This is a genomic window from Okeania sp. SIO3B5 (assembly GCF_010692555.1).
GTDB lineage: Bacteria > Cyanobacteriota > Cyanobacteriia > Cyanobacteriales > Microcoleaceae > Okeania.
On sequence record NZ_JAAHHG010000430.1, the window covers coordinates 1 to 8,719 of the forward strand.

Below are 8,719 nucleotides of genomic sequence, written 5' to 3' on the forward strand. Positions count from 1 at the left end.
CAGGAGGGGAATCAGAAACCCACCCCTAACCCCTCCCAGGAGGGGAATCAGAGGGGAACGGGAATCAGGAGGGGGACCTAACCCACCCCTAACCCCTCCCAGGAGGGGAATCAGAGGGGGACTGGAATCAGGAGGGGAATCTAACCCACCCCTAACCCCTCCCAGGAGGGGAATCAGAAACCCACCCCTAACCCCTCCCAGGAGGGGAATCAGAGGGGAACGGGAATCAGGAGGGGGACCTAACCCACCCCTAACCCCTCCCAGGAGGGGAATCAGAGGGGGACTGGAAATTATAATTAATAAGATGAATTACTGTAATTTTAATATTGGCAGGAGGCAGAATAAATCATTAAAAACAGCATAGATTTATCCCTCCTAAGTTGGTACTAAAAGCAACATTAAGAGTTTCCATTGACTTCACTAACCACCAAACTTTACCAGTGGTAGCTCCTTGATAATGATTAAACAGAATAGAAAATTTTTGTTCTAAATAAGGTCTAGCTTGCTGACAAAATAGTACAATCTTCAACAACACACCAATTACTATTGTTGCTCCAAGGTTATTAATCAGGTCATAAAAAACAAAATGTTTTGGTTGTTCAAGACTCTCAACAACGAGAAAATCTAAAGTTTTTTTGCAAGTACCTAAAATTAGAGAATCATTGGGTTTTTGAGTATTATTATCAGACAAAGTATTTTGTAATTTATGATATAATTTGCGATTAAATTGACGTTTACTATAGCCAGGATCGATTGTATCAGTTAAGTACTCATATAGCCCATTTTTAAAATTACGATAAGAACAAGTTAAATCACAATAAGTTTTAAACTGTTGAGCTTGGTCTCGTAATGTTTGGCGACCATGAACTTTTGTTGTAAAATACTTAACTGCTTGATTCAATTCCTCATCTTTCATTAAAGTAGGATTTTCAATAGAATTGGTTTTCCTGCGCAATTTTTGATAAGTGATATATTTAGACAAATCTATTTCATATTTCTGCTGTTTTTTTTGTCTAATAATTTGAATTTCTTGTTGCTCTTCATCGGTACTCTCATCATTGATAAAACAATTTTCATATAGATATGGATATCGATCAATTAATTTTTCTAACTTTCGGTCTACAATTTTTGTATTTTCTTGAGTTTCCCTGATAAACATCTTAGCCAAACGTTGTAAGGCAAGATATTTTTCAGTCTCAGTAAAACTGCGAATTAAAGTGCGTACACGTTTAGAAGTCCAACAAGGGGGTAAGTTAGTTGGTTTTACCTGGAATATATTTACTAACTCTGGAATTGATTTTTGCAGTTGTGGGTTTTGTAACCAACGGTTAATTAAGATGTAACAACTTCTATTGAGAATGTTATGAAATTCTTCTTCATCAGGATCGGCATCAATAATTGTTTCTATTGCCTGCCATATTTCAGGGATAAAGTATCCAGAAGCATCAATAAATAGATCTCTAAAATTACCAATTGACTCTTCAGGGTTTTGTTGACGAGCTAAGTCTTGTAAATGCTGATAAAGTCGCTGTTCTTGTGTGGCAGATTTATGATGATGATTATTATTATTATTTGATAAAGAGCTTAAATTATAACTTGACATTCTTAAAAATCCCCTCTGAAATTAATTATAAGTTTATTTAACTTGTTCTTCAATAAAGTTGATTTTTTCGATAATTATATATAGATTAGTAGAATAGATATTTCAATAATAATTAAATTGCTATTTTGAACGTATTTATTAGACCAATATTTTTGAAATTCTGATAGTAAAATGAGCATATATAAAAATATGATTGATGCTCGTATTTACCTAAAAAAATATATATGTAATGTATGTAATGAATTAGGTAAAATTTGAAATACAGATTAAATTTTGTAATACTCGCTCTCGTAGATTGCTGTCCCATACTATAATATTAGTACTATCATATAACTAATTTCTATCAGCAAAATTAAGTATAAAAATTAGATAAGGCTATAGCTGTTGATCCTACTATGAAATTACTTAAGTTTATGTGAAGATTTGATGAAGAATCCAAGAGTTTATGTAGATTTTCTGATGATTAGTTGACTCAGATGCCAAAGTTGGAAAAATCTGACGTTGTCTGGGTTTCAAACTTTTAATATGTCCAATACATTCATGGCAACTGCTATATAACAAAGTTCAGTCAAGTCCAGTTATGATCGTAACTATCATTACTTACTACTCTTGAGTTATGGAATATATGTTTGTGCAGCACTACGCAAAAGAAACAACAGAATATCAATAATTAACCTTGTTCCTTCTGTCCTAGATCAGTAATCACCTTCTTACTTCTATTATTAAGATTCAGAATAAGCCTGTAATTATAACCTACTTGTCAGAAATAAACATCAAAACTATTATGTGGATCGAGCTGCTTTAGTAAATAATCTTTTAAAAGCGATCGCTATGCTAGAAACACAAGAAATTATATGGCCGAGTTTAATAACAGTTGTATCTTTATTCCTGTATTTTGTTGTGACTATTAATGTTGGTAGAGCTAGATCAAAATACAACATTACGCCTCCTCAAATGACTGGAGAGCCAAATTTTGAACGAGTATTAAGAGTACAACAAAATACTGTAGAACAAATAATTTTATTTTTACCGTCTTTGTGGCTTTTTTCTCTGTTTATTAGCCCATTATGGGGTGCTGGTATTGGCACGGTTTGGGTAGTGGGACGAATTTTATTTGCCTGGGGTTATTATCAGGCGGCAGAGAAGCGAGCTTTAGGGTTTGGTATTAGTTCTTTAGCTATTATAACTTTATTGATAGGTGCTTTAGTAGGAATTTTACTACCCCTATGGAAAACTATTTCATAGCTATAATCAATAATTAATAATTAATAATTAATAATTAATAATTAACAATTAACTCTCCTTGAAAAGAAGAGGATTGACTCAAAGGAAGTTTTTTCCTTATTTCTTCTTTAAAGGAGAGGCTTCAATCCTTAATTATTCGGTAAAAATAGTATCTATACTATACTATTTTAATTTTTTTCATAGATAGTATGAGGTGAAAATAATGTCTGAAAAACAAGTATTTAATATTAATCAAAAACTTTTCAACCAACTGAATGATTGGCAAGAAAAAATGGCAGAAAAAGAAAATTCACAAGCAGAAATAGAGGCAAATAATGAGGCAGATTGCAAGAAGCAAAATATCGACGATACGCAGAAAGAAAAAGAGTAATTAGTATTAGAGCAATTCCTATCAAGGAGAGGTAATTATAGCAATTCCCATACTTATGAGGTACAAAATTCCTTGGTTTTAGGGAGTAGGGAGTAGGGAATAGGGAGTAGTAATTCTGGTTCCGTAGGAATCGATAAAGAAGAAAAACAACTGTACTTCATTAGCTTGGTAAACGCTATATTAATAATTAGGGCTTGCTGAAAAAGTCTTTTTAAGGAGTAGGGGAGCGGGGGAGTAGGGGAGTAGGGGAGAATTTTTTTGCCCAACTATGCGCTAAAAATGCGCTCCATGCATGAGCATGAAGAGCTGAAAACCATGTACTTTTTCAATGCCTAAAAAGGCTAAAACCTTTATCTGGTAATTATTTTAGATTTAATCAGCAAACCCTAATTATTAATTATTAATTATTAATTATTAATTGTTGAACAGGATGTTGTCCATAGAAAGGTAAAGCTTCAGACCAATGCGATCGCTTTCCTTTTTGCCATTCTAAATGAGCTAATTCTAATAGACTTAAAACAGAACTTCCTAAACTATTTTTAACCTTAATTAACTCATAGGAATTTTGCCAGTTTTTCAAAGTTTCTTCCCATACTTCTGGAGTCATTAGTGTTTCTTCTAAAAGAGAATTTATACCGATTTCTTCAAGTTGATAAATAGCTGTAAATAACTGATTTCTTTGAGCTTGCATTTGTAGAGATAAATCCCGATTTTGATTTTTATTTGACCAAGCTACTGCTGCTAAGGTTGAAATTGCAAATAGTGGAATATCTAACTGTTGAGCTAAAGTTCTAGCAGTTACTATACCTATACGAGTACCAGTAAAACTTCCCGGGCCTTTAGCAACAGCAATAAAGCTTAAATCCTGCCAAGTTTGAGGTGGTACAAATTCCTGCAATTTCTGATGTAAATGAGTAGATAAGTCTCGCCCTAAATTCCAAGTTTGCCAGCGGATATCTTCGGCAAAATCAGTAATAGCTAAACCTAATTCGGGACTACTTGTATGAATTCCTAAACCGTATTTTTTCTCTGTATTTGTCATTGTTCTTGAAGGAAGAAGGAAGAGGGAAGAAGAAAGAAGTAAGAAGGAAGAAGGAAGAAGTAAGAAGGAAGAAGTAAGAAGGAAGAAGGAAGAAGGAAGAAGGAAGAAGGAAGAAGGAAGAAGGAGGAAGGAATATTAACTTTATTTTTGGCTAGAATCAACTTTTATGAGAATTTTAGACTAAAATAAGCGCACTTTTTGGGAATCGAAGCAAGCTCAAACCTTTACCTGTCAATGATTTTGTAATTAATCAGCAAACCCTACTTACTGAATTGTTGACTCCTAATTGACTACTATAAATTTCCTTCTAAATTTTAACTTTTAACTTTTAACTTTTAACTTTTAACTTTTGACTTATAACTGCTGCCTTCTTCAAATTTCCTCTCTAGCATAAAATATTGGTAAAGCCACAAATAAGCAACCTAAAAGCCACCCAAAAATATCAGAAATCCAAAAATATCTCCCTAAAAAACCCACAATTAAAAATATTGTTGCCACAGTAGCAAATAAATTATTAGTCGCCAATTTATTCTGTTTTTCAACCTGATGCTTAACCGTAATAAAAACTGATGCAATTATCACAGCAATTATCGGATGCCAAATAATTATCCGATAACCAAAAATAAACCAAGCAAAAGCAAACATCAAAACATCTAACCAAAATTCTTTTTCCTTAAATTTAGCCAACCAAAAATTCTGAGTTCCTAACTGCGATAGCTTCACAAAATGCTCATTTTTTTGTAATCTCAAAATTTGGTTTTTCCACCTAGCTTTACGATCCATTCTCAATATTTGTTGCCATTCTGGCACAGTCTTACCCTGAAGCTTACCTAATAATTTAACTTTATCTATATTTTGCAATTTTAAATCAGTTAACTTTGCAGAAATGGTCTTTAAAATTTGAGCATAATTAGTCTTTTTTCCTGGATTTCTACTAATCACAACAGTCAAAGTTTTTTTAATACGACTCACCTGAACTTTAACCGACTCATTAGCCAAAATTTCCTGTAACTCCCGTCTAATTTCTGCTTGCTCAGTCAACTTTTTCGGCATTGCTGAAGAAGGAGAAAAATAAACATTTTCCATATAATTAGACCGAGGTTGAAGATGTCTAATAATAGCAGTAGCAGAATGATAACGCCGATTTGTCGCCCCTGCCAACATCTTGTCTAAAATTAGACCGAGTTCTTTACTAACAGGTATTTTTAAATAATCTCGCCATACCCACTTACTATTTCTACTATCAAACAAATCAAAAGGTGAAACTTGAGTCAAAAGATGAATACAAGTAACACCCAAACTATAAAGATCGCTAGCAAAAACGGCCTTACCCATAAGTTGTTCGGGAGCGGTATAAGCAGCACTACCAATAATAGTACCAGTTTTAGGTAACCCTTTTTTTTCTACTAATTTAGCAGCACCAAAATCTACTAAAACCAGTTGACCAGTAGTGCGACGAATAATATTTTCTGGCTTAATATCTCGATGAATAACTTTCGATTTATGCACAAACTGTAATACTGGCAATAAATCATTTAAAAATTCCCGAATTTTAGCTTCAGTAAAGACACCTTTTTCTGCCAATTCTTGAGCGAGATTTTTGCCTTCAATATATTCTTGAACTAGATATTGTTGTCCATCCTTTTGAAAATAAGTCAGCAGTTTGGGTATTTGAGAATGAATACCTAGAGTTTTTAACTGTTGTGCTTCTTGTAGGAATAATTCTGAAGCTTTTTGAGTTTTTGTCTTTACTTGAAGAGACTCATTACCAGAAATTGTTTCTGAAGATTGAAGGGAATTTTGGTAATGATGGTAATAATTTGTATTCTGAGGAAAAAACTGTTTAATTACACAAACTTGTCGAATAGAATCTTTTTCATCTACTGCTAAAAAAGTTCTACCAAAACCACCTTGCCCAATTAATTTAAGAATACGGTAGCGAGACTGGTTAGCTATTTTGAAATTATTATCTGGTGAAGAAATAATCTTATTAGTTTCTATTTTTTCATCTTCAGCACTTAGCGGAGGAATTAGTAACAATGGTGAATTGCAACTCTGACAAAATTCAGCCTTGGTAGGATTTTGCGGATTTTTGCAGGTGGGAAAGTAGCAATAACTCATTAGATTAGAATAGATAAATCAAGATTTTTATTATTAGGAAAGGCAGAAGGCAGGAGGCAGAAGGCAGAAGGGAATTCTGACTCCTGACCTCTCTCTACCGGTGACCGAAGGGAACAAGGGTATAAAACCGCCGTCTACACGGTACCTAAAATTGGATGGGTTTTATACCAATTCCTAAAAGTAACGCTATACTTGGGTAAGACTTCAGTTATTAATTAATCAAAACAGGTATAATCACTTTTTTGCTAAAAATAGCCAAGTTAATGTTTATTATTCTTACTTTTTATTTCTCCCCTACTCCCCCACTCCCTCACTCCCCTACTCCCCTGCTCAACAAAATGTAGAAAAGTTTTTGAGAAATGGTATTATACCCCATCTAATTGTTCCTTTTACCCTCTGCCTTCTGCCTTCGTTTATTGATTTGATGATATTGTAATTCCCAAGAAGCATGAGGCACAAAATTCATAAATTTTAGGGAGTTAGGTAGGAAGGTTGCATACAACGTCCTTACAAATTAGTAATTTGGTAAACAGGGAATAAACGCTATATTTTTCTTTCAGTTATAAAAAGCAAATTAATACTCTTCTTTTTCCTAAAGAAGTGGGAGATAAAGTTATAGCAGAGTGTGCTGGTATACTTACAAATTAGCAGGAATTCCCCAATAACTAAAAGTCTAATATTAGTAGCTTTTTATTCCCCCTATTACTTGTTGCTTGGGATTTCTCTATACTCAAAAATAGTAAATAATTTGAGCGAACATAAAATCTCCTTTTCCTACTCTCACTGCTATATATAAAAAGAAGGGGAAATCAAGAATTAGAATTACTTTAAGTAGGGATAAGTTCACCTGGTCTTAGTTTTGTCCATTTGCCCACTTCTTCTTTAAAACTTTCACAACCAACAACATCCCACTCCATTTCAATTTCATTATTTTGAGGACGAATGTTAACATTGATTGTAGGTTCAACCGGGTCAAAGTCTGGATTTTCTGTTAAATGAAGTTGTTCGTGCTGAGTTTCTACAGCATGGTAGGTGACACATCGATCTACATAGTGGCAGTTAACACAAATACACATTTGTAAGTACCTCGTTAATCCTCAACGTCTAATCTGAATTGATGCAATAATTTTCTATTTTAATTATTTGATGAATTTATATTCTAGCCCAAATTAATTTGCTCTTGTATGATTTCCTACTTATAAAGTCTAATTACAGAGAAGTTAACTTGATTTTTTTAGCAATGTTGATAAATTCCCTGTCTGTTTTATCTCCCAATAATTGGCCATTTGATCGAGAAATGTTGCCCCAACCTGTTTATTTGGTCGGTGGATCTGTGCGAAATGCTTTGCTGAAGCGGAAAAGTGATTATTTGGATTTAGATTTTATTCTCCTCGATCAAGCAGTTAATATTGCCAAAAGTATTGCGAAGCACTATAAAGCTGGGTTTGTGGTATTGGATGCCGAACGAAAAATTGCTAGGGTGGTATTTCAGGGGACTACAGTTGATTTTGCTGAAATTGAAGGTAATAGTCTGGAGGAAGACTTATGGCGACGAGATTTTACAATAAATGCGATCGCTTATAATCCTTTTAATGATGAGGTGATAGATTTATTTAATGCTCTGAAGGATTTGCAAGATGGTATGATTAGAATGGTGAGGTCTACTAATCTCAGAGATGATCCTCTCCGACTATTACGCGCATATCGTCAGGCAGCACAGTTAGGTTTTATTATTTCATCAGAAACTCAAACAGCTATTCGAGAGTTTGCACCTTTGCTGACTAATGTTGCAGCAGAAAGAGTGCAGACAGAATTAGGTTATTTATTGAGTCATCCCCAAGGTATGGTTTGGATAGAAAAAGCTTGGAAAGATGGTTTACTTTCTAGTTATTTTCCTACTGCGGCAGAAAACTGGGAAATAGCAAAACAAGTAGACATAGCAGCAGAGGAGTTAGGAAAAAATTGGTCTCAGTTAAAGGATGAGTTAGCAAGAGGGGTACGCGATACAGTCAAAACCTCTTTATTGGCGATCGCTAAATTAGCAATATTAGTTAATTCCGATCCAGAAAAAGCGGAAGTTGAGTTGATGGGGTTGAAATATAGTAATGCAGAAATTAGAAGTACAATTGCAGTTATTAAAGGTTTAGCTAAACTCTCAGAAATAGAAATTTCTCAAATGTCTGTCAGACAGCAATATTTTTTCTTTCAAGAGATAGGAAAAAAATTTCCTGCTCTAGCAGTTGTAGCATTAGCAAAAGGAATATCAAGAGAGGAAATTGATTGTTTAATTCAACGTTATATTAATCCAGAAGATCAAGTTGCTCACCCCACTCCTTTA

General features: G+C 33.9%; 7 protein-coding genes. 3 read left to right on the forward strand and 4 right to left on the reverse strand.

Annotated features, from left to right (window positions below; translation table 11 throughout):
- Positions 1-349: 349 nt before the first annotated feature.
- Positions 350-1,603 (reverse strand): hypothetical protein, encoded by a 1,254-nt coding sequence (locus F6K54_RS34435; protein ID WP_293088108.1) that lies wholly within the window; start codon positions 1,601-1,603, stop codon positions 350-352.
- Between the two features lie 831 nt (positions 1,604-2,434).
- Between F6K54_RS34435 and F6K54_RS34440 the strand changes: the two genes are divergently transcribed.
- The gene (locus F6K54_RS34440) at positions 2,435-2,848 is read left to right on the forward strand and encodes an MAPEG family protein (protein ID WP_293088119.1); all 414 of its coding nucleotides are present in this window, start codon (positions 2,435-2,437) and stop codon (positions 2,846-2,848) included.
- 202 nt (positions 2,849-3,050) lie between these two features.
- Positions 3,051-3,218, forward strand: a complete 168-nt coding sequence (locus F6K54_RS34445) for a hypothetical protein (RefSeq protein ID WP_293088110.1) — start codon at positions 3,051-3,053, stop codon at positions 3,216-3,218.
- A gap of 400 nt (positions 3,219-3,618) precedes the next feature.
- Here F6K54_RS34445 and tsaB read toward each other — a convergent pair whose 3' ends face one another.
- The 3 genes from tsaB to F6K54_RS34460 all read right to left on the reverse strand — a co-directional run bounded on the left by tsaB (position 3,619) and on the right by F6K54_RS34460 (position 7,457).
- The gene (gene tsaB, locus F6K54_RS34450) at positions 3,619-4,260 is read right to left on the reverse strand and encodes a tRNA (adenosine(37)-N6)-threonylcarbamoyltransferase complex dimerization subunit type 1 TsaB (protein WP_293088112.1); all 642 of its coding nucleotides are present in this window, start codon (positions 4,258-4,260) and stop codon (positions 3,619-3,621) included.
- A 372-nt stretch (positions 4,261-4,632) separates the two neighbouring features.
- The gene (locus tag F6K54_RS34455; RefSeq protein WP_293088114.1) at positions 4,633-6,381 is read right to left on the reverse strand and encodes a serine/threonine-protein kinase; all 1,749 of its coding nucleotides are present in this window, start codon (positions 6,379-6,381) and stop codon (positions 4,633-4,635) included.
- An 827-nt stretch (positions 6,382-7,208) separates the two neighbouring features.
- Positions 7,209-7,457 (reverse strand): Ycf34 family protein, encoded by a 249-nt coding sequence (locus F6K54_RS34460; RefSeq protein ID WP_293088116.1) that lies wholly within the window; start codon positions 7,455-7,457, stop codon positions 7,209-7,211.
- Positions 7,458-7,621: 164 nt separating this feature from the next.
- Between F6K54_RS34460 and F6K54_RS34465 the strand changes: the two genes are divergently transcribed.
- Positions 7,622-8,719, forward strand: a 1,098-nt coding sequence (locus tag F6K54_RS34465) for a CCA tRNA nucleotidyltransferase (RefSeq protein WP_293088118.1), incomplete at its 3' end; no start/stop codon positions are given.